Source organism: Nonomuraea rosea, from assembly GCF_039539705.1.
Classification (GTDB): domain Bacteria; phylum Actinomycetota; class Actinomycetes; order Streptosporangiales; family Streptosporangiaceae; genus Nonomuraea; species Nonomuraea rosea.
In genome coordinates this window covers 203,948-226,642 of record NZ_BAABDQ010000011.1, presented here as the reverse complement: position 1 = coordinate 226,642, position 22,695 = coordinate 203,948, and the positions used below count along the sequence as shown (strand labels likewise).

22 protein-coding genes are annotated in these 22,695 nt (G+C 71.1%); 11 read left to right on the top strand and 11 right to left on the bottom strand.

The window, feature by feature from the left end; genetic code table 11:
- The first annotated feature begins 65 nt into the window (after nucleotides 1-65).
- A complete protein-coding gene (locus tag ABEA43_RS26125; protein ID WP_345565723.1) occupies nucleotides 66-992 on the top strand; it encodes an aldo/keto reductase in 927 nt (308 codons plus the stop codon).
- A 58-nt stretch (nucleotides 993-1,050) separates the two neighbouring features.
- Here the strand turns inward: ABEA43_RS26125 and ABEA43_RS26120 are convergent, their stop codons facing one another.
- The 8 genes from ABEA43_RS26120 to ABEA43_RS26085 all read right to left on the bottom strand — a co-directional run bounded on the left by ABEA43_RS26120 (nucleotide 1,051) and on the right by ABEA43_RS26085 (nucleotide 9,205).
- A complete protein-coding gene (locus tag ABEA43_RS26120) occupies nucleotides 1,051-2,280 on the bottom strand; it encodes an ATP-binding protein (RefSeq protein WP_345565722.1) in 1,230 nt (409 codons plus the stop codon).
- A gap of 169 nt (nucleotides 2,281-2,449) precedes the next feature.
- Entirely contained in the window at nucleotides 2,450-3,415 is a 966-nt protein-coding gene (locus ABEA43_RS26115) for a DNA polymerase ligase N-terminal domain-containing protein (protein WP_345565721.1), read from the bottom strand.
- 36 nt (nucleotides 3,416-3,451) lie between these two features.
- Complete coding sequence (locus tag ABEA43_RS26110; protein WP_345565719.1) at nucleotides 3,452-3,754, bottom strand: alpha/beta fold hydrolase; 303 nt, start codon at nucleotides 3,752-3,754, stop codon at nucleotides 3,452-3,454.
- A gap of 245 nt (nucleotides 3,755-3,999) precedes the next feature.
- Nucleotides 4,000-4,680, bottom strand: a complete 681-nt coding sequence (locus ABEA43_RS26105) for a FadR/GntR family transcriptional regulator (RefSeq protein ID WP_345565718.1) — start codon at nucleotides 4,678-4,680, stop codon at nucleotides 4,000-4,002.
- 25 nt (nucleotides 4,681-4,705) lie between these two features.
- Nucleotides 4,706-5,770 carry an MBL fold metallo-hydrolase gene (locus ABEA43_RS26100; protein ID WP_425570365.1) on the bottom strand — a complete coding sequence of 355 codons (1,065 nt, stop codon included), beginning with the start codon at nucleotides 5,768-5,770 and terminating at the stop codon, nucleotides 4,706-4,708.
- Between the two features lie 134 nt (nucleotides 5,771-5,904).
- Complete coding sequence (locus ABEA43_RS26095; protein ID WP_345565716.1) at nucleotides 5,905-7,020, bottom strand: steroid 3-ketoacyl-CoA thiolase; 1,116 nt, start codon at nucleotides 7,018-7,020, stop codon at nucleotides 5,905-5,907.
- Between the two features lie 42 nt (nucleotides 7,021-7,062).
- On the bottom strand, nucleotides 7,063-8,058 hold the full coding sequence (locus tag ABEA43_RS26090) for a sigma-70 family RNA polymerase sigma factor (RefSeq protein WP_345565714.1): 996 nt from the start codon (nucleotides 8,056-8,058) through the stop codon (nucleotides 7,063-7,065).
- Nucleotides 8,059-8,263: 205 nt separating this feature from the next.
- The gene (locus ABEA43_RS26085) at nucleotides 8,264-9,205 is read right to left on the bottom strand and encodes an NADP-dependent oxidoreductase (RefSeq protein WP_345565912.1); all 942 of its coding nucleotides are present in this window, start codon (nucleotides 9,203-9,205) and stop codon (nucleotides 8,264-8,266) included.
- 77 nt (nucleotides 9,206-9,282) lie between these two features.
- On the opposite strand from ABEA43_RS26085, the gene ABEA43_RS26080 reads away from it, so the two are divergent.
- Nucleotides 9,283-10,248: a GlxA family transcriptional regulator gene (locus ABEA43_RS26080; protein ID WP_345565712.1), complete on the top strand. Its 966-nt coding sequence runs from the start codon at nucleotides 9,283-9,285 to the stop codon at nucleotides 10,246-10,248.
- Nucleotides 10,249-10,457: 209 nt separating this feature from the next.
- On the opposite strand, the gene ABEA43_RS26075 is transcribed toward ABEA43_RS26080, so the two are convergent.
- On the bottom strand, nucleotides 10,458-11,111 hold the full coding sequence (locus ABEA43_RS26075; protein WP_345565710.1) for a TetR family transcriptional regulator: 654 nt from the start codon (nucleotides 11,109-11,111) through the stop codon (nucleotides 10,458-10,460).
- 187 nt (nucleotides 11,112-11,298) lie between these two features.
- Here ABEA43_RS26075 and ABEA43_RS26070 point away from each other — a divergent pair, with 187 nt between their 5' ends.
- The 6 genes from ABEA43_RS26070 to ABEA43_RS26045 are packed head-to-tail and all read left to right on the top strand — an operon-like array spanning nucleotide 11,299 to nucleotide 17,580.
- Entirely contained in the window at nucleotides 11,299-12,918 is a 1,620-nt protein-coding gene (locus tag ABEA43_RS26070) for an AMP-binding protein (protein WP_345565708.1), read from the top strand.
- Nucleotides 12,918-13,889 (top strand): acyl-CoA dehydrogenase family protein, encoded by a 972-nt coding sequence (locus ABEA43_RS26065; RefSeq protein ID WP_345565706.1) that lies wholly within the window; start codon nucleotides 12,918-12,920, stop codon nucleotides 13,887-13,889. The genes ABEA43_RS26070 and ABEA43_RS26065 overlap by 1 nt, the downstream gene beginning before the upstream one ends.
- Complete coding sequence (locus ABEA43_RS26060; RefSeq protein WP_345565705.1) at nucleotides 13,889-15,043, top strand: acyl-CoA dehydrogenase family protein; 1,155 nt, start codon at nucleotides 13,889-13,891, stop codon at nucleotides 15,041-15,043. The genes ABEA43_RS26065 and ABEA43_RS26060 overlap by 1 nt, the downstream gene beginning before the upstream one ends.
- Entirely contained in the window at nucleotides 15,040-15,972 is a 933-nt protein-coding gene (locus ABEA43_RS26055) for a bifunctional MaoC family dehydratase N-terminal/OB-fold nucleic acid binding domain-containing protein (RefSeq protein ID WP_345565703.1), read from the top strand. The genes ABEA43_RS26060 and ABEA43_RS26055 overlap by 4 nt, the downstream gene beginning before the upstream one ends.
- Entirely contained in the window at nucleotides 15,972-16,391 is a 420-nt protein-coding gene (locus ABEA43_RS26050; RefSeq protein ID WP_345565702.1) for a MaoC/PaaZ C-terminal domain-containing protein, read from the top strand. The genes ABEA43_RS26055 and ABEA43_RS26050 overlap by 1 nt, the downstream gene beginning before the upstream one ends.
- Before the next feature lie 25 nt (nucleotides 16,392-16,416).
- Entirely contained in the window at nucleotides 16,417-17,580 is a 1,164-nt protein-coding gene (locus tag ABEA43_RS26045; protein WP_345565700.1) for a lipid-transfer protein, read from the top strand.
- On the opposite strand, the gene ABEA43_RS26040 is transcribed toward ABEA43_RS26045, so the two are convergent.
- A complete protein-coding gene (locus ABEA43_RS26040) occupies nucleotides 17,581-18,039 on the bottom strand; it encodes a carboxymuconolactone decarboxylase family protein (protein ID WP_345565699.1) in 459 nt (152 codons plus the stop codon). It lies immediately after the preceding gene.
- A gap of 128 nt (nucleotides 18,040-18,167) precedes the next feature.
- Nucleotides 18,168-19,994: an RNA polymerase sigma factor gene (locus ABEA43_RS26035; RefSeq protein WP_345565697.1), complete on the bottom strand. Its 1,827-nt coding sequence runs from the start codon at nucleotides 19,992-19,994 to the stop codon at nucleotides 18,168-18,170.
- A gap of 273 nt (nucleotides 19,995-20,267) precedes the next feature.
- On the opposite strand from ABEA43_RS26035, the gene ABEA43_RS26030 reads away from it, so the two are divergent.
- Genes ABEA43_RS26030 through ABEA43_RS26020 form a run of 3 tightly spaced genes read left to right on the top strand, consistent with a single transcriptional unit; the run spans nucleotide 20,268 to nucleotide 22,688 of the window.
- Nucleotides 20,268-21,326 (top strand): ABC transporter ATP-binding protein, encoded by a 1,059-nt coding sequence (locus tag ABEA43_RS26030; protein ID WP_345565696.1) that lies wholly within the window; start codon nucleotides 20,268-20,270, stop codon nucleotides 21,324-21,326.
- The gene (locus ABEA43_RS26025; protein ID WP_345565694.1) at nucleotides 21,319-21,999 is read left to right on the top strand and encodes an ABC transporter permease; all 681 of its coding nucleotides are present in this window, start codon (nucleotides 21,319-21,321) and stop codon (nucleotides 21,997-21,999) included. The genes ABEA43_RS26030 and ABEA43_RS26025 overlap by 8 nt, the downstream gene beginning before the upstream one ends.
- Nucleotides 21,996-22,688: an ABC transporter permease gene (locus ABEA43_RS26020; RefSeq protein ID WP_345565692.1), complete on the top strand. Its 693-nt coding sequence runs from the start codon at nucleotides 21,996-21,998 to the stop codon at nucleotides 22,686-22,688. The genes ABEA43_RS26025 and ABEA43_RS26020 overlap by 4 nt, the downstream gene beginning before the upstream one ends.
- Nucleotides 22,689-22,695 lie beyond the last annotated feature (7 nt).

The window sequence follows — 22,695 nt, the reverse complement described above, 5'->3', positions numbered from 1 at the left end:
GTGAGGGCCAGCGCGAGCATCAGTGCCAGCGGGTGCGGGTCCAGGACCGAGCGCGGGGGTGCGGCGTGATCGCGTTGCCGCGCCACGGCTTCGGCGGCGCGCCGCTCGGGAACCTCTTCCAGCCGATCTCCGACGAGCAGGCCCTGGCCACGGTGGAAGCCGCCTGGGAGAGCGGGGTGCGCCTGTTCGACACCGCGCCCCACTACGGGCTCGGCCTGTCGGAGCGGCGGCTCGGCGCGGCGCTCGCCGATCGCTCGGGCTACGTCCTGTCCACGAAGGTCGGGCGCCTGCTGGTGCCCGCGCCCTCTGGAGACGGCCGCGACGACGAGGGCTTCGACGTCCCCGCCGACCTCGTCCGTCAGTGGGACTTCACCGGTGACGGCGTACGCAGGTCGCTGGCGGAGTCCCTGACCCGGCTCGCGCTGCCCGCCGTCGACCTCGCCCTCATCCACGACCCGGACGCGCACGTGGACCAAGCGATCATGGAGGCGTATCCGGCGCTGGCCGAGCTGCGCTCCCAGGGCGTGGTCAAGGCGATCGGCGTCGGGATGAACCAGTGGCAGGCGCCGCTGCGCTTCATCCAGGAGACGGACATCGACGTCGTCATGCTCGCGGGCCGCTACACCCTGCTCGACCAGTCGGGCCTGCCCCTGCTGGAGGCGTGCGTGGAGCGCGGGGTCAGGGTGCTGGCGGCGGGCGTCTTCAACAGCGGCCTCCTCGCCACCCACGAGCCGTCGGGCACGTACGACTACCAGCCGGCCCCGGCGCCGCTGGTGGAGAAGGCCAGGCGGATCGCGCGGGTGTGCGAACGCCACGGCGTCACGCTGCCCCAGGCGGCCATGGCCTTCCCCCTGCGTCACCCGGCGATCGCCACGATCGTCCTGGGCGCCCGCGCGCCCGAGGAGGTCACCGCGAACGCCGCCCTGTGGTCCAGCCCGGTCCCGGACGCGTTGTGGGAGGAACTGGCGGCGGAGGGTCTGCTGCCGCAATAGCGCGCTGTCGCAAAACGCTGCGTAACCGGCCGGACAGCGGTGATCGTGGTGGATCTCGTCAGCCGGCCTCCCACAACGCGCTGACGGGCATGGCGCGCATCCGGTCGCCGAAGGGCAGCGTCTGAGTGCCGGTATGCAGGACGATTCCGGCGACCAGATCATCACCAAGTCGATCAGCGAGGTGCCGCAAGCCCTTGAAGTCGTCGGCCCGGACGGTGGAGGAAGCCTTGACTTCGATGCCCACCACCTGTCCCCGCCGATTCTCCAGCACGGCGTCCACTTCGACGCCGTCCTTGGTTCTGTAGTGGTACAGGTCGGCCTGCGCCTCCGACCAGGTCAGCTGGCGTGCCAGCTCCATGAGGACGAAGCCTTCGAGCAAGGGCCCGAACAACCCGCCCGGGCGAATGAGCCCTCGTGCGTCGATGCTGAGGAGGTTCGCAGCGACTCCGGAGTCCACGAAGGCGACCTTGGACGTGCTGACGGCACGGCTGCTCAGGTTCCGGGACCAGGCGGGTACGCGTTTGATCAGATATACCTCTTCGAGCAGGCTGAGGTATCTGGTTGCGGTGCTCGCGGGCAGCCCCAGATCGTTGCCGATGGACTGACGTACGAGCAACTGCCCGGACCGGGCGGCGAGCAGGCGTGTCAGAGCATGAAGATCCGGCAGCCGTTCGATCTTCGAGAGCTCGTTCACGTCGCGGGCGATCAGGTCGCCGACGTAGGAGTCGAAGAAGCGCCGCCGCCTTCGGCCATTCGTACGGCTGACGGCTTCGGGGAACCCTCCTCGAACGATGCGCTCCGCATAGTCGGCACGGGAGACCTCGGACGAGTGACGCAGATCGGCCCCTTGATCGAAGATCGCGTCGATGAAGCGGTCAGGAGTGTCGTCGATCTCGCCTTGGGAGAAAGGCCAGAGCTCAATGGTCTCCATCCGCCCCACGAGGGTGTCCGGCAACGCATGCAGCCCGAGTATGCGGGCGGAGCCCGTCAGCAGGTAGTGGCCGGGCCTGGGGTCGGCGTCGACCTGCGCCTTGATGGCCAGCAGGAGCTCCGGCACACGTTGGATCTCGTCGATGACCATCATGCCGGGGAAGTCGATGAATCCTTCGGGGTCGCTGATGGCCGCTTGGCGCATGAATTCTCGGTCGAGGTCGCGGCACTCGGCCGTCCTTCCCTTGGCGAGGTGCTTCACCAGAGTGCTCTTACCGGACTGCCGCGCGCCGTTGATCAGGACGACGCGCGTGTCCGAGAGGGCTTCTACGACGGTTTTCTCGGCATGACGGGGCACGATCCGGCCGAGAGTAGTGCTGACCATGGATCTAGCATGGCACGTTTCAAGGCTCAACCGTGGTGGTTTGGTCGCTGGTCCTGTGGTGGTTTGGTCGCTACTCTCATGGTGGTTTGGTCGCTACCTTCGTGGTGGAATGGTCGCCGCTCTCGTGGTGGATCGGCCGCCCTCAGGACGGGACGAACAGCCACGACTTCGACGGCCCCGCCTCGTACGCCGAGTCCATCCGTTTGGCGACCACCCCTGGCAGCCCCTGCTCCCGCGCCGCCCGCCGCACCGCCTCCGCCTCCCCCGGCCACGACGGCGCGGTCTGCCAGTGGCCGCCCGTCAGCTCCAGCGCCTCCAGGGCCGCCCTCCGGACGGTGTAGGGCTCGCCGGTCAGGGAGCGGCCGTCGTCGTACAGGAGGTCGTAGAAGAGGAGGATCTCCGCGCCCCCGAGCGTGGCCAGCTCCCCGTCCAGCACCGCCGTGCGGCTGCCGAAGGACTCCGCCAGGTCCCGCAGCCACGGATGTTCGCGGGCGGCGGTCGTGCGGCCCCCGTCGATGGGCACCAGGAGGCGGCGTCCGCCCCACGCGAACTCGAAGGCGTAGGGAGAGGCGTCGCGCGGCGGCTTCGCGCGGGAGGTCGGCAGCATGGGGTCGAGGGGCGGGAACGGGTCCCGGGCCGGGGCGTCCATGCGGTGGATCATCCAGTTCTTGCCCCTCGTCTGGAACAGCACGAACCGGCCGGAGGCCCGTCCGCCGTGCAGGACGAACTTGACCTCCCGATCCGACCACTTCTCCGTCTCGTACGTGCCGGTGTCCCAGACGGTCATGCTGCCGCCGCCGTACTCGCCCTTGGGGATCTCGCCGTGGAAGGTGAGGTACTCCATCGGATGGTCCTCGGTGTGCACGGCGAGGTGGTTGGTGCCGGGGTCGGCGGGCAGGCCCTTGGGGACGGCCCAGGACACCAGGACGCCGTCGCGCTCCAGCCGCAGGTCCCAGTGCAGCGACCGCGCGTGGTGCTCCTGGATCACGAACGCGTTGCCCTCGGACGAGGGGGGAGACACGTCGGGAACGGGCTCAGGAGTGCGTTGGGCGTCGCGCTTGCTCCGGTATCGCTCCAGTTTGTCGGGCACGCCACCGGTTCTACCCATCGGACGGTCAAACTCCCTGACCGCCGGCCGGTACGGTCAGCGCTGAACCGCCGTGCGGAAGTCTTCGAGGGCTGCCGCGACGGCGCCGGGGGCTTCCGCGGGGAGCAGGTGGCCGACGTAGGGGACGGTCGTCAGGGTCGCGTGCGGGGTATGGGGCAAAAGGTGGTCGCGCAACACGCGTGGCGGCTCCACCACGTCGTTCTCCCCGGCCGGCACCGTCACCGGGATCTCGATGTCCCGCGCCGCGCGTGTGATGTCCTGCGCAATGCCGTGCAGGGGCCATTCGTGCCGGGCCTCGGCGCTGGCGGAGAGGCTGTCACGTATCGCGGTGTCCCGCACGGCCTTGGGCAGCGGGGCGGCGGTCAGGACATGGTCGAGCGCGTGCCCGCACCGTCTCGGGCGAGTCGTACGCGTGGGACAGGCCCTTCCGGTACTCCTCGGTGACCGTGGCGGGCGGCTGCGCCCGGCCGCATGTACTCGTGCGCGCCCCGCGCGGTGTCGCCCCGCCTGGGTCGCCCCGCCTGGATCGCGCCGGTCGTCGGCACGTGATCACCCGATCCGGCCCGCGCCGGTCCGAACGCCGGTCAGTCCAGCTCCAGCGCCGTGCGCAGCCACGACTCCACGCCCGCCACGTGCACGGTCGCCCACGAGCGGGCCACGTCGGCCTGGCGGGCGGCGATGGCCTCGTAGATCGCGGTGTGCTGCTCCCGCGTCTTCTCCATCGCGCCCTCCTGCGTGAGCCCCCGCCAGATCCTGGCCCGGGTGGTCGGGCCGGAAAGGCTCTCGATGAACGAGCACAGCACGCTGTTGCCCGACCCCTGCGCGATCCGCTGATGGAACTCCAGGTCGTTGGCCACCAGCTCCTCGACCGTGGGACGGTCGGGCAGCGACTCCAGGATCACGCGCAGCTCCTCGATGTCGGCCTCGGTCATCAGCTCGGTCGCCAGCGCGGTGGCCGCGGGCTCCAGGATGCGCCTGACCTCGAAGAACTGGATCACCGTGTCGTCGCGGTGCAGGTCGAGCACGAACGACATGGTGTCGAGCAGCAGGTGCGGCTCCAGGCTGGTGACGTACGTGCCGTCGCCCTGCCGCACGTCCAGGACATTGATCAAGGACAGCGCGCGTACGGCTTCGCGCAGCGAATTGCGTGACAGGCCGAGCCGCTCGGCGAGGTCGGCCTCCTTCGGCAGCCGATCGCCAGGAGCCAGCTCGCCCGAGACGATCATTTGTTTGATCTTGTCAATGGCCGCGTCGGTGACCGCCACGCTTCTCTCCCTAGACATCGGATGTCTAGGAGTCTAGGGCCTGGAAACGGACCGCATCGACACTGGAGACGCGCCGAATCTGGCCCCGGGCCTCCAGCGTGCGCAAGTGAGCCGCTGCCTCTCCGGCCGCCATGCCTCTCAGCACGGGCGCCAGGTCGTCCCATGGCCTGTTCCACGTCATCATCGCGGCGACCTCCCAGATGGTCAGCGGTGCCGGCCGCTGAGCCAGGAGAGCGCGCAGCCGGTCGAGTTTCTCCTCGTGATGGTGGCGGATCTCGGCGGCGCGCGCGGCCACATCGGGAAATATCCATTCGTGCGCCGGCAACGCCTCGATGGCGTCGAGCTCCAGGGGCACCAGCTCGCCGACCCGGTCCAGCGACTCCAGGAAGTCGCCCAGCGGGTCCACGTCCTCCCGGTCGAAGGGATAGATACCGATGTGCGGGGTGATGTCGGGCAGGACGTGGTCGCCGGTGAACAGCCGGTCGGCGTCCTCCAGATGCAGGCAGATGTGCCCGGGAGTGTGGCCAGGAGTGTGCACGGCCCTGAGCTTGCGGCCCGGCAGGTCGACCAGGTCGCCGTCGCGCAGCTCGCGGTCGGGTTGCGCGGGCGGCGCGGGCCTGGTGCCCATCACGTCCTGGACCTCGTCGGGATCGGCGCCCGCCCGCATGAGCATGTCGGACTGGAAGCTGTTGTGCTCAGTGGCCGCGTACTGGATCATGAGCCTGACCAGCGCCGCGTCGCTCTCATGCATGGCGATCCAGGCCCCTGAGGCGTCCCTGACCTGGCCGGCCAGCCCGGCGTGGTCGGGGTGGAAATGGGTGACGACCACCCCGTGCACCTCGGCCACGTCGAACCCGAGCGTCGCGAGCCCGCCGCTGAGCGCCTCCCAGGCGTCCGGATGGTTCCAGCCAGCGTCGACCAGCACAGGTCCTCTGGGCGACTCGACGGCGTAGACGAGCGTGTAGCCGAGCGGGTTGCCGGGAATCGGCACCGGCACGCTCCACACCCCGCCGCCGAGCTCCTGCGGCCGTTGCTCCACGTACGGCCTGCGCCTGGTCTTCTTCTTCATCCGCCCCCCGATCGAAAACATGCCTTGTCTGTACGAACGCCGCGTCCATGAACGCGACCTCCACGAGTGCCGCCCGTTCGAGCCCGGCGCCCGATGAGCGCGGTGTCTGTGAGTGCCGCAGGTATGAGTGCCGCGCGTGTGCACCGGATACGTGGTCAGCCGATCCGCTCGATGATCGTCGCGGTGGCCAGTGCTCCGCCCGCGCACATCGTGACCAGCGCGGTCGCCGAATCGGAGCGTTCGAGCTCGTGCAGCGCCGTGGTGAGCAGCCGCGCGCCCGTCGCGCCCACCGGATGCCCGATCGCGATCGCGCCGCCGTTGACGTTGACGCGGTCGAGGTCCGGCTCGTGCACGCTCGCCCACGACAGCACGACCGACGCGAACGCCTCGTTCACCTCGAACAGGTCCAGGTCGCCGATCCTCATGCCGGCCGCCGCCAGCACCTTGGCCGTGGCGTCCACCGGGCCGTCCAGGTGGTAGTACGGCTCCGCCCCGACCAGGGCCTGCGCCAGGATCCGCGCCCTGGGCCGCAGCCCGTGCCGCCGCGCCGCCTGCTCGCTCATCACCAGCACGGCGGCGGCGCCGTCGGAGATCTGCGAGGAGGTGCCGGCGGTGTGCAGGGCGCCGTCCATCACCGGCCTGAGCTTGGCCAGCCCTTCCACGGTCGTCTCACGTAATCCCTGATCCCTGCGGACCTCGCCGACCGGCACGATCTCCCGCTCGAACCGCCCGTCGGCCCACGCCTTGGCCGCCAGCCGCTGTGAGCGCGCCCCGAACCAGTCGAGCCGCTCGCGCGTCAGCCCGCGCCGCCGCGCGATCCGCTCGGCGGCGGTGAACTGGTCGGGCAGGTCGATGCTCCAGTCGTCCGGCTTGGCCTTGGCGGGCAGCACGTTGCTGCCCAGCGGCGCCCGGCTCATCACCTCGACGCCGCACCCGACGCCCACCTCCAGCACGCCCGCGCTGATCATCGCCGCCGCCAGGTGCACGGCCTGCTGCGACGACCCGCACTGCGCGTCGACGGTGGTGACGCCGGTCTGGTAGGGCAGCCCGGCATACAGCCACGAGTGCCGCCCGACGTGCCCGCCCTGCTCGCCCGCCTGGGTCACGCACCCGGCGAACACCTGCTCGACCAGCGCCGGGTCGATGCCCGATCGCTGGACGAGCCCGTTGAGCGCGCCGGCCAGAACCTGTTGCGGTTTGAGCTCGGACAGCCAGCCCGCCCGCTTGCCGATGGGGGTGCGAACGGCCTCGACGATCACAGGTGTGCCCACAGTCGCCTCCAGAACGATGCTCTGGCGTGACTGTAACGCGTTCTACTTTGGCGCGGAAGCCTCGCTCTCCAAAGTCGCAGGCAGCTCGAAGGTCTCGAACAGCTTCTCCTCGAAGAACATGCCGACGTGGCTGACGCGCTCCCCGGCGAACGTCAGCACCATGATCGCGAACTGGTGGTAGACACCGTCCTGGCGGAAGTAGACCGCGAAGGCGGGCTGCCCGTTGGCCGCGATCGGGAAGAGCTTGAGGTCGCCCGCCCGCTCGGCCGGGCACTGCACCCTGGTGAGCTCCGCGATCGTCTCCGGCCCTTGGTACCAGCCCACGAACGGCGGCATCTCCCAGACCGCGTCCTTGGTGAACAGGTCGACCAGGCTGTCGACGTCATAGTTCTCGAACGCCGCGACGTAGCGGTCGAGCAGGGCGCGCTGCTCGTGCGACAGCGGCTCGACCGGGTCGTCGAGGCTCGGCGCCACCTCGCCGAGCTGGGCCCTGGCCCGCTGCAGGATGCTGTTGACGGCGGCCGTGGAGGTGCCGACCGCCTCGGCCACCTCGGCGGCCTTCCACCTGAGCACGTCGCGCAGGATCAGGACCGCCCGCTGCCTGGGCGGCAGGTGCTGCAGCGCGGCGATGAGCGCGAGCCTGATGCTCTCGCGCGCGGTCACGATGGAGGCGGGGTCGGCGGCGCCGGCGCCGGCCAGCGCGTCGGGCATCGGCTCCAGCCACGGCACCTCGGTGTCCTGCACCAGGGGCGCGCTCGCCTCGGTGCTCGGGGCGCCCAGCCCCGTCGGGAGCGGGCGCCTGGTGCGGCTGTCGAGCGCGGTCAGGCACGCGGTGGTGGCGATGCGATAGAGCCACGTACGCAGTGAGGAACGCCCCTCGAACCCGTCGTAGGCCCGCCACGCGCGCAGGTAGGTCTCCTGCACGAGGTCCTCGGCGTCGTGCACCGACCCCATCATGCGGTAGCAGTGCGCCAGCAGCTCGCGCCGCATCGGGTCAGCCAGCCGGAGGAAGTCCTCGTTCGTCGGCTTGTCGGTCATACCCCTTGTATAGATGCCGCCACCGACAAACCGGGGAGGTTTTTGCCTTCCGCCCGTCGATTAGGGCAACGATCTACCAAGCAAGAGGCTTCACGATGAACACCGGCCGCCGCGCGGTCGTCCCCAACGGGCACCCGCGGCTCAGTGGGGACCTGTGGGGACGCGCCGGCTCGGCGGGGACTCGTCGGGTCACTGCGGCGCCGGTTCAGTGGGGGACGGTGAGGACGATCTTGCCGGTGGTGCGGTTGGTCTCGCCCAGCTCGTGCGCCTTGGCGGCCTCGGCCAGCGGGAGGACGGCGGCGATCTCGGCACGCAGCCGACCGGCCTCGGCCAGCGCCGCGATGGCCCGCATCGCGGCGTAGTCGGGCTCCACCAGCATGCCCACCGAGCGGATGCCCAGCTCCGCGGCCTGCGCGTGCAGGGTCTTGTCGAGCGCCCCGAGCGCGAGCGAGACGATCGTGCCGCCTCGGCGCATCGTCCGCAGCGACCGCTGCCCGTAGTCGCCGCCGATGGTGTCGACCACCACGTCCACGTCGCGTACGACCTCGGCGAAGTCCTCGTTCCGGTAGTCCACGAGCTGGTCGGCCCCCAGAACGCGCAGGAAGTCGTGCTTGGCCGCGCTGGCGGTGCCGATCACGTGCGCCCCGCGCGCCTTGGCGATCTGCACCGCCAGGTGTCCCACCCCGCCCGCGGCGGCGTGGACGAGCACCCGGCGGCCGCCCGTCAGCCCGGCGACGTCCACGAGCGCCTGCCAGGCCGTCAGCGCGGCGAGCGGGAGCCCGGCCGCCTGGACGTGGTCGATGCCCGCGGGCTTGCGCACGAAGTGCCGGGAGGGCGCGGTGACGTACTCGGCGAACGCGCCGTGCCCCTCCGGATACTTCAGCATGCCGAACACCTCGTCGCCCGGCGCGTAGAGCGCCTGCCCCACGCCGGAGCCCTCGACCACGCCGGAGACGTCGTAGCCCAGCACGAACGGCGGCTCCAGCCGCAGCAGGCCGCCCAGCTCGCGGGTCTTCCAGTCGGTCGGGTTCAGGCCCGCCGCCTCCACCCGCACCAGCACCTCGGTCGGCCCGGGGGCGGGCTTGCCGACCTGCACCGGCTTGAGCACGTCAGGGCCGCCGAGTACGTCCTGACTGATCGCGTTCATCGTCATGGGGTCCAGCCTGCTCTGCCTGGACCCGGTCCGCGAGTGGCCCGGAGGTCATGATGTGTAAAGATCGGGCCATGCATCGCGTGGCCGTCCTCGCCGTCGACGGGGTCATCCCGTTCGAGCTCAGCGTGCCGTCCCGGATCTTCTGCACCGCGCGGGGGCCCAATGACGAGCGCCTGTACGAGGTGCTCACCTGCACGCTCGACGGCGAGCCCGTCGCCACCGCCGCCGACTACTCGGTCGCGGTCGAGCACGACGCGAGCGTGCTGGCCACCGCCGACACGGTCGTGGTGCCGGCCGCCGAGTGGTTCGCCCGGCTCGACGGCAGGCGGTCGCTGCCCGCCGGGCTGGCCGGGGCCCTGGAGAGTCTGCGGCCCGGTACCCGGCTCGTGTCCATCTGCCTCGGTACGTACGTGCTGGCCGCCGCGGGCCTGCTCGACGACCGTCCGGCGACGACGCACTGGAGGCACGCCAAGCGGCTCGCGGCGGCGTTCCCGAAGGTGCGGATGGACGCGGACGTGCTGTTCGTGGACGACGGCGACGTGCTCACCTCGGCGGGCGCGGCGGCGGGCGTGGACCTCTGCCTGCACCTCGTACGCCGCGACCACGGCAGCGACGTCGCCAACCGGGTCGCCAGGCTGTGCGTGGTGCCGCCGTGGCGCGACGGCGGCCAGGCCCAGTACGTCGAGCAGCCCGTGCCCGAGCCGTCCACCATCGGCACGGCGCCCACCAGGGCCTGGGCCATGGAACGGCTGGGCGCCCCGCTCCGGCTCGACGACCTGGCCGGGCACGCGGGGATGAGCAGGCGCACGTTCACCAGGCACTTCCGGCAGGAGGTGGGGATGAGCCCGGGGCAGTGGCTGACCCAACAGCGCATCGCCCTGGCCAGGCACCTGCTGGAGGCCAGCGACCTGCCGGTGGACCGGATCGCGGACCGGGCGGGCTTCGGCACGGCGGCGTCGCTCAGGCAGCATCTTCAGGCCGCGATGGGCATCTCACCCCACACCTACCGCCGCACCTTCCAGGTCACCACCACCTGACCCCCGAACGGCCCCGTCCCACCAACGGCTCAGAGCCGGCCATCGCAGGACGCTGGGTCGGCCCACCGCCGCCTTCTGGGCGGGCCCACTGGGCGCGTCGTTGCGGTGGCGCGCCACTGACGGGTCAGCGGCCGTGTCCCTGGAAGGCCGGAGCCGAAGTGCGGCGACTGGCGGCCCACCGCGCGAAGCCGTAACAGCTGGCCTGAATGTCAGATGTCGGTGAGCAGTCTGGCGGAGGCGGTTTCGATGCGGCGCTGGATCTGGTCATAGGTGCGGCGGCCGCGCAGCATCTCCAGCAGCTCCTGCACCCACACGCTGGCCAGCGACCCCGCCAGGTCCAGCTGCTCCTCGCTGGCCTGCTCCAGCGTCAGGCCGTCGGCCGAGACGCGCAGCAGCAGCCCCGTCATACGGTCGCCGAACGGCGTCTGCACCTCCGCCATGATCAGCGATCGGATGAGCGCGTCGGCCAGCTCGGGCTCGCGCATCAGCCCCCTGGTCGCGCGCATCAGCACGTCCACCGCGCGGCTCGACGGCGTCGAGGCGCCGGGCGGACGGCGCTCGATGCTGCTCTCCAGCAGGTCGATCTCCTCGCCGACCACCGCCACGACCAGGTCCATCTTGGAGGGGAAGTAGCGGTAGAGGGTGCCGAGCGCCACACCCGCGCGCTCGGCCACCGTGCGCATCTGCATGGCCTCCACCCCGCCGCGCGAGGCCAGCGCGGCAGCGGCCTGGACGATGCGCTTGCGGCGCTGGTGCTGGCTGCGCGTACGGACGCTGTGCCCGCCCGGCGGCGTGGCGTGGGTCTCCATGGTCCCCTCGGTGTCGCTGGAGGGCGCGGCGATTGCCGCGTGCGAGGTACGCATAAGAACACGTTATCTGATTTCTCGATAACGCGGCTTGTTACTCGCGAGTCACAAAGAAGCCGTATAGGCCCATGTCTACGGCGTTACGCGCATATGTCGCGACTTATCGTCATGGACGGCCACTGGACAGATATTAGAATCTGTTCTAGTTTGCGATTCGGCGTACCTAGCGCTTGCTGGAGGAGCGATGACCGCGGACACCCTCGCTTCCCTGCTCCTCGCACGGGCCGAGGACGATCGACCTGGGCTGATGTTCGAGGACGCGGTGTGGTCGTGGCGCGCGCACGTCGCCGCCTGCCGGGCCGCGGGGAAGTGGCTGTCCGGACGCGGCACGGGGCTGCACGTCGGCGTGCTCAGCGAGAACGTCCCGGGCCTGGTCTTCCTCGTGGGCGGCGCGGCGCTGAGCGGGCACGTGGTCGTCGCCCTGAACCCCACCCGCTCGGTGGACGAGCTGATCCGCGACGCCCGCGCCACCGGCGTGGACCTCCTGCTGGCGGACGGCCCCTACGCCGGGATCGCCCGCCCGGTGGCGGAGGCCCTGGGGATCGAGACCCTCGACCTGGAGGAGCCGCAGGCGGACGAGCCGGGGACACAAGGCGTGCCGGTCACGGCGAGTGCGCCGCCCGGCCCCGGCGAGCTGGTGATGCTGATCTTCACCTCCGGCACCTCGGGCCGGCCCCGCGCGGTGCGGATCTCGCAGCGGAAGATCGCCGTGCCGGGCACGAGCCTCGCGGCCCTGCTCTCACCCGCCGACGTCGTCTACTGCTCGATGCCGCTGTTCCACTCCGGCGCCCTGATGGCCGCCTACGCCCCGGCCGTGGCCTCGGGGGCGGCGCTGGCGTTGCGGCGCAGGTTCTCGGCCTCGGGGCTGCTGCCCGACATCAGACGGTACGGCGGGACATACCTGCACTACGTGGGCAAGGCGCTCTCCTACGTCCTGGCCACCCCGGAACACCCGGACGACGCCGACAACCCGCTCAAGATCGCGTTCGGCAACGAGGGCAGCGCGGTGGCGACCAGGAGGTTCGGGGAGCGGTTCGGCTGCCACGTGATCGACGCCTTCGGGTCCACGGAGACCGCCGTCTCGCTCACCCCCGACCCGGCGGGACCGCCCGGTTGCCTCGGAAGGCTGCCCGAGGGCGTGCGGATCCTCGACCCCTTCACCGGCCGGCCGTGCCCGCCGGGCCGCGTGACGGAAGGCCGGCTGCTCAACCCGGACGAGGCCGTCGGCGAGCTGGTCAACACGGCCGGGCTCGGGCTGTTCGAGGGCTACTACAACGACCCCGAGGCGGACGCCGAGCGGATCAGGGACGGCGCGTTCTGGTCCGGCGACCTGGCCTACGCGGACGCGGACGGCTACGTGTTCTTCGCCGGCCGGGGCACCGAGCGCCTGCGCGTGGACGGCGAGAACCTGGCGGTCGCGCCCATCGAGGCCGCGCTGCGGGAGTTCGGCGGGGTGATCGAGGCGGCCGTCTACCCGGTGCCCGACGCGGCGGCCGGCGACCAGGTCATGGCGGCGCTCGTCCTGGAGGGCGCCTTCGACCCGGCCGCGTTCGCCGCCTTCCTGGCGTCCCGCCGCGATCTGGGCGCCAAGTCGATACCCCGATATATCCGCCTCTGTGATCGTCTGCCGCAGACGCCGTCGCACAAGGTGATCAAGCGGCTCCTCGCGGGGGAGTCGTGGCGCACCGCCGACCCGGTCTGGTGGCGTACGCCCGCCGGGCTCAGGCCGCTGACCGACGCGGACGTGAAGGCGATCGAGGAGGAGTTCGACCGGCACGGCAGGCACCACCTCTTGGAGAGTTGATGGATTTCAACCTGGACGAAACCCAGCAGGAGCTGAAGAAGCTGGCGGCCGAGGTCCTCGCCAGGGACGGGGGCGAGGACGGCCTGTGGCAGGCCGGGCTCATGAGCGTGTGCGCCTCGGAGGAGGCGGGCGGCGCCGGGCTCGGGCCGGTGGAGATGGCCGTGGTGCTGCGGGAGGTGGGCGCGCGGGCGGCACCGGTCGCGGCGCTGCCCACGCTGGTGAGCACGCTGGCCCTGGCCCGCTACGGCACCCCGGCCCAGCAGCGGCGGATCAGCAGGGGCACGCTCGCGCTCCGCGAGCCCGGCCGGGCGCTGGCCGACCCGCCGCTGACGACGGCCCGCGAGGAAGGCGGCGGCTGGGCGCTGACCGGCCGCAAGGTCTCGGTGCCCTACCCGGAGGACGCGGTGCTGGTCACCGCCGACGAAGGGCTGTTCCTGGTGGAGTCGCCGCGGACCAGTGCGGAGTACACCGCCACCGGCGAGCCCGCGGTCACGGTCGTGCTCGACGACACTCCCGCCGAGCGGGTGGCGGGGCACGAGGCGGTCGCCGGGATCAGGCGGCTCTACACCGCGGCCGTCGCGGCCCAGGCGAGCGGCGTGCTGGCCGGGGCGCTGGAGCTGACCACCGCCTACATCAGGACGCGCAAGCAGTTCGGCCGGGCGCTGGCCGAGTTCCAGGCCGTGACGATGCAGATCGCCGACGTCTACATCGCGGGACGGGCGCTGGACGTGGCCGTGTGGTCGGCGGCCTGGCGGCTGGGCGAAGGGCTGCCGGCCGAGGACGACCTGGCGCTGGCCGGGTATCACGTGAGCGAGGCGGTCAAGGCCCTCTACACCTGCCAGCACCTGCACGGCGGGCTCGGGCTCGACGTGACCTACCCGCTGCACCGCTACTTCGCCCAGGCCAAGCACCTGTCCCACCTGCTCGGCGGCGCCGACGCCCAGCTCGACCTGATCGGAGCGCTACTCTGATGCTGATCGACCTGACCGCTGACCAGCGCGGGCTGCGCGACGAGCTGCGCGCGTACTTCCGTGGCTGCCTCAGCGACGAGGATCGCAGGAAGATCGCCGAAGACCCGTTCGGCGAGGCGTACATGGAGCACTGCCGCCGCCTCGGCCGCGACGGCAAGCTGGGGCTCGGGTGGCCCAAGGAATACGGCGGAGGCGGCTACGGCCCGCTGGAGCAGCAGATCTTCGCCAACGAGATAGCGCGGGCCGGCGTCCCGTACCCGATCATCACGGTGCAGACGGTCGGGCCCACGCTCATGCAGTACGGGACCCAGGAGCAGAAGGACCTGTTCCTGCCGCGCATCCTGGCGGGGGAGTGCCACTTCGCGATCGGCTACAGCGAGCCGGAGGCGGGCACCGACCTGGCCTCCCTGCGGACCACGGCGGTGCTGGACGGCGAGCACTACGTCGTCAACGGCCAGAAGATCTTCACCAGCGGCGCGCACTACGCCCAGTACATCTGGCTGGCCGCGCGCACGAACCCCGATGCCAAGAAGCACAAGGGCATCACCATGATGATCGCCGCCACGGACGACCCCGGCTACTCCTGGACGCCGATCGTCACCATGGACGGCCGCCACCACACCAACTCCACCTACTACTCCGACGTCCGCGTCCCGGTGAACATGGTGGTCGGCGAGGTGGACAAGGGCTGGGACCTGATCGTCAACCAGCTCAACCACGAACGCGTCACCCTCGGCCCGGCCGGCAACCTGGGCCAGACGTATGACCGCTTCCTCGCCTGGGCCCGCCGCTCGGGGCTGGTGGAGAACCCGGACGTGCGGCGCGCGCTGGCCAGGGTGTGGGCCGCCTACCGCACGAACGAGCTGCTGAACTGGCAGGTGGCCGCGAACATGGACCTCGGCTGGCTGGGCGCGCCCGACGCGTCGGCCACCAAGATCTACGGCTCCGAGCGGATGCAGGAGGTCGGCCGGCTCGTCGGCGACATCCTGGCCAGGTACGCCGACCCGTCCGACCCGGAGACGGCCGAGCTGCTCGAACGCGTGGACCACGGCGTGAAGGGGGCGGTGGTGCTGACGTTCGGCGGCGGGGTGAACGAGGTGCAGCGCGAGCTGATCGCGATGCTCGGCCTGAATCTGCCGAGGCCGCCCCGATGACCGCCGAGATCACCGAGCAGCGCGAGATGACCGACGAGGAGCTGCACGAGCTCGCGGCCAAGCAGGTGGCGCTGGGCGAGCTGCGTGGCGCCCCGGCGGCCGACCCCGTGAACGTCCCCATGATCAGGCACTGGCTGGACGCCATGGGCGACGCCAACCCGGCCTACCTCGACCAGGGCGTGGCCCCGCCCGCGATGGCCCAGGTCTGGAATATGCCGGGCGTGCGGCCCGCGGCCAAGGACCGCTCGCCGGTGGACGACCTGCTGGCCGCGCTGAACGCCAACGGCTACACGGGCGTGGTCGCGACCAACTGCGAGCAGACCTATCACCGGTACGCGCGCCTCGGCGAGGTCCTGACCCCCGGCACCAGGTTCACCGACCTGGCAGGCCCCAAGAGGACGGCCCTCGGCGTCGGCTACTTCGCCACCTGGACCGTCACCTGGTACAGCGAGGACGAGCCGGTCGCCGAGATGCTGTTCAGGGTGCTGAAGTTCAGGCCGGTGACCAGGCCGGTGAAGGAGGAGCGGGCGGCGTACCCGCTGCAGCCCGCGGTCAACCAGGACACCGCCTTCTTCTGGGACGGCGTGCGGGCAGGCGAGCTGCGCATCCAGACCTGCGCCGACTGCGGCGAGCTGCGCCACCCGCCCGGCCCGATGTGCCCCCAGTGCCGATCGGCCAACCGCACCCACGTGGTCGCGAGCGGCGAGGGCACCCTCTACAGCTACGTCGTCCACCACCACCCGCCCGTGCCCGGCCGCGTGACCCCGTTCGTGGTGGCCGTGGTGGAGCTGCCCGAAGGAGTGCGGATGGTGGGCAACGTCGTGGACTGCCCGATCGAGGAAGTAGGTGTCGGCATGCCGCTGCGCGTGACGTATCGCCCGATGGACGACCGGCTCGTCCTCCCGATGTGGACGCCGCGGGAGCCGTGATGACGCTGACCGAGGATCAGGTACGGATCGGCGCCGCGCTGCCGGAGCTGTCGATCGAGCTCACGCCCACCGTGGTCGTCTCGACCGCGCTGGCCACCATGGACTTCACCCCGGTGCACCACGACACCGGGATCGCCAGGGCGCAGGGCTCGAAGGAGATCTTCCTCAACATCCTGACCACCATGGGCCTGGTCGAGCGCTACGTCACCGACTGGACCGGCCCCGGGGCCGTCATCAGGCGCATCGACGTCAAGCTCGGCGTCCCCGCGTACGCGGGGGACCGGCTGAGCTTCGGCGGGACGATCGTGGCGCACGAGGACGGCCGGTTCACCGCCGAGGTGCGCGGCAAGGTGAGCCTGGGGGACCACGCCACCGGCACCGTCACCTTCACCCTCCCGGCCCCCTTTCCGGTTACGTGAGATCACAGAAGGAGAGCAGGCGTTGTTGAGCGCGCGCACGGCCATCGCCGGCATCGGTGCCACCGAGTTCAGCAAGGAGTCGGGGCGTTCTGAGCTGCGGCTGGCCGCCGAGGCGGTGCTGTCGGCGCTGGACGACGCCGGCCTGTCGCCCGGCGACGTGGACGGCATGGTCACCTACAGCCAGGACTCCAACCAGGAGATCGCCGTCGCCAGGGAGACCGGGATCGGCGACCTGACCTTCTTCTCCCGCGTCGAGTACGGCGGCGGCGCGGCCTGCGCGACCGTGGCCCACGCGGCCATGGCCGTGGCGACGGGGATGGCGGAGACGGTCGTCTGCTACCGGGCGTTCAACGAGCGTTCGGGACGCCGCTTCGGCCAGCCGAACTCCCGGCTGTCCGGCGAGCCCTCCTCCCAGGGGCTGGAGATGAGCTGGCACGTCCCGTACGGGCTGATGACCCCGGCGGCGTGGGTGGCGATGTTCGCGCGCCGGTACATGCACACCTACGGCGCGACATCCGAGGACTTCGGCCGGGTGGCGGTGGCGATGCGCAGGCACGCGGCCACCAACCCGGCGGCCTGGTTCCACGGGCGGCCGATCACGCTGGCCGAGCACCAGGCGTCCAGGTGGATCGTGGAGCCGCTGCACCTGCTCGACTGCTGCCAGGAGAGCGACGGCGCGGTGGCCCTGGTCGTGACCTCCGCCGAACGGGCCCGCGACCTGCGCAGATCCCCGGCGATGATCACGGCCGCGGCCCAGGGCTCGGGAGCAGGTCAGATGATGATGACCAGCTACTATCGCGACGACATGAGCGGCCTCCCGGAGATGTCAGTCGTCGGCCGAAAATTGTGGGAAATGTCGGGCTTGTCGCCCAAAGACATCCAAACCGCCATCCTGTACGACCACTTCACCCCGTTCGTCCTGGCCCAGCTGGAGGAGCTGGGCTTCTGCGGGCGCGGCGAGGCGCCGGAGTTCCTCAAGGACGGCGGCATCGAGCTGGACGGCCGCCTCCCCGTCAACCCGCACGGCGGGCAGCTCGGGGAGGCTTACATCCACGGCATGAACGGCATCGCCGAAGCCGTGCGCCAGATCAGGGGCACCGCGGCCAACCAGCTCACCGGCGTCACGAACGTCCTGGTCACCGCCGGGACGGGGGTGCCGACGAGCGGCCTGATCCTGTCGTCCGGCTGATCAGCCGGTCCACGCGCCGGCCACCTGGCGGGTGGAGGCGTTGAGCCGGTTCCACAGGTTCACCACGGCGATGGCCATGATCAGGCCGGCCAGCTCGGTCTCGGAGAAGTGGGCGGCGGCCTCGTTCCACACCGCGTCGGAAACGGGGTCCGTCCGGTCGCCGATCCGGGTGACGGCCTCGGTGAGCGCCAGCGCCGCCCGCTCCGCGTCGGTGAAGTACGGCGCGTCGTGCCACCCCGCCACCGACCAGAGCCGCTCGTCCGTTTCGCCGTTCTTCTTCAGGTCGCGGGCGTGCATGTCGACGCACACGCTGCAGCCGTTGATCTGGCTCGCCCGCAGGTAGACGAGGTTGCGCAGCTGCGTCGGCACGCCCGCGCCGCCGACGGTCCTGCCGAGGGTGAGCAGGGCCTGCATGGCCCCGGGAACGACACCCGCCGGGTTGCCCATCCGTGCTTCCATGTTCCGTGCCTCCGAGTCAGGTCGTTCCGATGTGTTCGGTCAGAGCTATGACTCGGGGCGCGGCGGAAATGTGACATCAGCGGGAGCCCGCGAGCGGGCCGGAGGCGGCCCGCTCGCGAACGCCGGCGTCAGTCGATGAAGATCGGCACGGAGAAGAACACGATCATCGCGATCACCACGCAGACCAGGAACCCGATCAGCTCCCAGGCCCAGTCGTAGTGGCGGTCCCTGCGCCGCCGCTGCTTCTGCGGACGCCTCGTCACGACCGGGCGCCGCTTGGGCATGGGCCTGGCGCGGATCGGACGCGGGTCCAGCATGGACGACGGCCCCTGCCCGGCCGCCCGGAGCGGCCCACCGGCCGACAGCCTGCCGGGCTCACCCGGTGACGGCCTGCCGAGGGACGGCTTCGCGAGGGACGGCCCGCCGAACGGCTCCGCGGCGGGTGGCTCCTCGCGCGGCTCCTCGGTCATCGGCAGCCGGTAGACCGGCTCCTCGGACTGCCCGCCGCGCTTGCCGCCCTGCTTATTGCTGGACTTACCACCGTGCTTGGCGCCGGTCTTACCACCGGACTTGGGTCCCGGCTTGGCGCGCGGCTTGAACAGCGGAGCCGCCTCCTGCAGCGGCTCCTCCGGCCGGGACGACTGCCGGAGCGGCGCCCACGGCGCCGGCCGGACGTCGGCCCGCGACAGCGGCTGAGCGGCGGCCCACCCCGACGGTGGGACGTCGGGGCGCGACACCGACTGGACGCCGACCCATCCCGACGGCGGGACGTCGGGGCGCGACAGCGGCGGGACGCCGGCCCACCCCGACGGCAGGCCCGGCGGCTGCTCGGCGAAGGGCGGCGGCTCCTGGACCGGACGCGCCGGCCCCTTGTGCACCAGCACGTCGCCGAACACGTCACCGGGCACGTACGGCTCCAGCGCGTCCTTGGGCAGGATCACGTCACCGGTCGCGAACGGCTCGGGTGAGTCCTTGGGCAGGATCACATCCCCCGTCGCGAACGGCCCGAGGTCGTCCGGGTCATCGGGAGCGGACAGGAAGAACGGCTGCTCCCACGGCCTGGACGCCCCCAGCGGATCCCTGAGCGACCGGCCGGTGTCCAGCGGGTCCCTGAGCGGCCTGGCCGACCCCAGGGGGTCCCTGAGCGGCCTCGCGGTGTCGAGGGGGTCGTACCGGTCGCGCACCTTGGGCATCGGGGCCGTGGTCGCGTCGTGCACGGGCACCCGCGACGGCGCGGGCGGCGACATCAGCTCGGCGGGGAAGATCACTGTGCTGCTCGCCGGATCGGCCTTCGCCAGCGGCTGCGGCCAGACCGGCGGGGCCGGCCAGCGCGGCTTGACGAACAACGGTCCCGGCGCGGGGGAGCGGGAGCCCGCGAAGTAGACGCGCAGCCCGCCCGGCGGCGCCGGCCACGGCAGCCGCCGCAGCACGTCGTCCAGCGGCGCGATGCCGAGTGCGCCGTAGACGTCGGCCGCCTGGCTGGGCACGCGGGCGCCGAGGTTCAGCAGCGCCGTTCCCAGCGCCTGCCGGAACCGGTGCCCGGCTCCCACCGCCAGCTCACCGGCGGTGTCGGGCGCCACGTCGAGCACCCAGGCCAGCTCGGCCTTGCTCAGCCCGCAGACCGCGCACAGCATCAGCACTTCGCGCTGATGCGGGCGCAGCTCCCGCAGGGTGCGCTCAACGAGCGCGGAAGCCGGATCGACGAGGGCGTCGACCGCGGGGGGAGAGTAGGTGACGTCCCGCCGGTGGATCTCGCGGCGAGCCAGGGCGTAGAGGGCAGCACGTGGAGGCTCGGCGTCGGGGACGCTGGTGAGCACGGCCACCAGGACGTCGGACGCGGAGCCGAGGTCACCGAGCTGGTCGGCGCAGTACGCGAACAGCCCGGCGGCATAACGGTCGTAGAGCTCTGCGATCACTTCTGCGCGATGGCGCTGACCGGTGAGCGGCTGGGACACGGGCCGGATCCTCTTGCTGTTTGTGCGGAGGCTGAGGGGAGTGAGGGTTGCGGCGTCGGAGGTTTGTGGGGGTAATCATGCCAACACAGTGGGTCTGGCGCACTACCAGATCAGGATTTCGTGTGAATCTCCCTGGTCAGTGAAGCGTTTAAGCACGGTCCAACGGGACAGGAAGGTCCGGATCGCCGTAGTCTGTGGTCCGATAGATCATGCGGCGGTCGTGGCAGGGGGGCCGCGGCCCCTGCCAAAAAGCCCTAAAAGCGAGAGTCGCGCGTGATCACATTCGACGCTGTCACCAAACGCTACCCAGACGGAACGGTCGCCGTGGACAGCCTCAGCCTGGAGGCGCCCACCGGTGAGATCACCGTGTTCGTCGGCCCGTCAGGCTGCGGGAAGACGACCTCTCTGCGGATGATCAACCGCATGATCGACGCCACGGAGGGCCAGATCCTCCTCGACGGCGTGCCCGTGCAGGGCATCGACCCGCCCACGCTGCGGCGCGGCATCGGTTATGTCATCCAGCAGGCCGGGCTTTTCCCGCACAGGAAGATCATCGACAACATCGCCACGGTCCCCTACCTGCTCGGCTGGGACCGTAAGAAGGCTCGGGCCAGGGCCATGGAGCTGCTCGAACGCGTCGGGCTCGACCCGGCCTTCGCCGGGCGCTACCCGTTCCAGCTCTCGGGCGGGCAGCAGCAGCGCGTGGGCGTGGCCAGGGCCCTCGCCGCCGACCCGCCCGTGCTGCTGATGGACGAGCCGTTCAGCGCGGTGGACCCGGTCGTGCGCACGAGCCTCCAGGAGGAGCTGCTCAGGCTCCAGGCGGAGCTGAACAAGACGATCGTCTTCGTCACCCACGACATCGACGAGGCCATCAAGCTCGGCGACCGCGTGGCCGTGCTGCGGGTCGGGGGCAAGCTGGCGCAGCTCGCCGACCCCAAGACGCTGCTGTCGGAGCCGGCCGACGACTTCGTCAGGGAGTTCCTGGGGCACGACAGGGGGATCAGGCGGCTGCAGTTCGTCTCGACGGAGCGCCTGCGCCTGCGCACCGACCTCACCGTGAAGGAAGGCGCCACGGGCCCGTCGGACGAGCCGTGGCTGCTGGTCGTGAACGACGCCGGCCGGCCGCTCGGGTGGATCTCCGGATCGCGGCCCGGCGAGCTGGAGTCGTACGGGACGTACACGCATGGTCGCGACTCCATGCGCTCGGCGCTCGACGCGGCGCTGCTGTCCCCGTCCGGCTGCGCCGTGGCCGTGGACGAGGACGGCAAGGTCGCAGGCGTGGCCACCAGGGAGGCGCTGGACGAGGCGCTGGCGGAGGCCGCAGATGGGTGACGGTCCCCCCACGATCTGGGAGTGGATCGCGCGCAACTGGGACACCGGCCGGGTCGACAGCATCAAGAACCTGCTCACCGACCACCTGACGATGTCTCTGGTGCCGATCCTGGTCGCGCTGGTCGTGGCGCTGCCGCTCGGGCTGGCCTGCGTCCGCTACCGCTGGCTCTACCAGCCCACCTCCGGGCTGATGAACGTCATCTACGCGCTCCCCTCGCTGCCCGTCTTCATGCTGCTGATCTCGGTGACCGGCCTGTCGCAGACCACCGTGATCATCCCGCTCACCTTCTACGGCATGGCGGTGCTGATCCCCGCGGTCGTCGACGGGCTGGGCTCGGTGCCCGACCACGTACGCCAGTCGGCGGTCGCGATGGGCTTCACCCCGGCGCGCCGGCTGCTGACGGTCGAGCTGCCCATCGCGGTGCCGGTCGTGCTGGCCGGGCTGCGGGTGGTCGCGGTCTCCAGCATCAGCTTGGTCAGCGTGGGCGCGCTGATCGGCCAGGGCGGGCTCGGCGGGCTGTTCACGCGGGCCTACCAGAACCCGTTCATGCCGCCGGTCATCGTCGGCATCGTGCTCATCGTGGCGCTCGCGCTGGTCGCCGACGGCCTGCTGGTCCTGGCGCAGCGGCTGCTGACCCCCTGGGTACGCGCGCGGAAGGGAACGGGGTCATGAGCTGGCTGACCGACTTCTTCGCCTGGCTGGCCGAGTTCTTCGGCAACGGCGCGAACTGGGCGGGCCCCGACGGGATCCCCGCGCGCCTGCTGGAGCACCTGGAGTTCTCGGCGCTGGCGCTGCTGCTCGCCGTGCTGATCGCGATGCCGCTGGGGCTGCTGATCGGTCACACCGGCCGCGGCGAGGTGCTGATCGTCGTCTCGGCGAACCTGGCCAGGGCGCTGCCCACGCTGGGGCTGCTGGTGATGTTCGTGCTGCTGCTCGGTACGTCCTCGATCTGGCCGGTGATCATTCCGCTGGTGCTGCTGTCGGTGCCGCCGATCCTGGTCAACACGTTCGAGGGCGTCAAGGGCGTCGATCCCGAGCTGCGCGACGCGGCGTACGGGATGGGGCTGCGCGGCGGGCAGGTGCTCGGGCGGGTGCTGGTGCCGGTCGCGCTGCCGCTGATCCTGCTCGGCTGCCGGCTCTCCGCGATCCAGGTCGTGGCCACCACCACGGTCGCCGCGTACACCGGGCTCGGCGGCCTGGGGCGCTATGTGATCGACGGTTTCGCGACGAAGGATTACGCGAGCGTTGTCGGGGGTTCTGTACTGATTGTGCTGTTCGCCCTCGTCGTGCAGATCCTGTTCGCCCTCGTGCAGAAGGTGACGGTCTCCCCGGGGGTGAGTCAGCGGCTTAAGGTCCGATAGTCTCCGG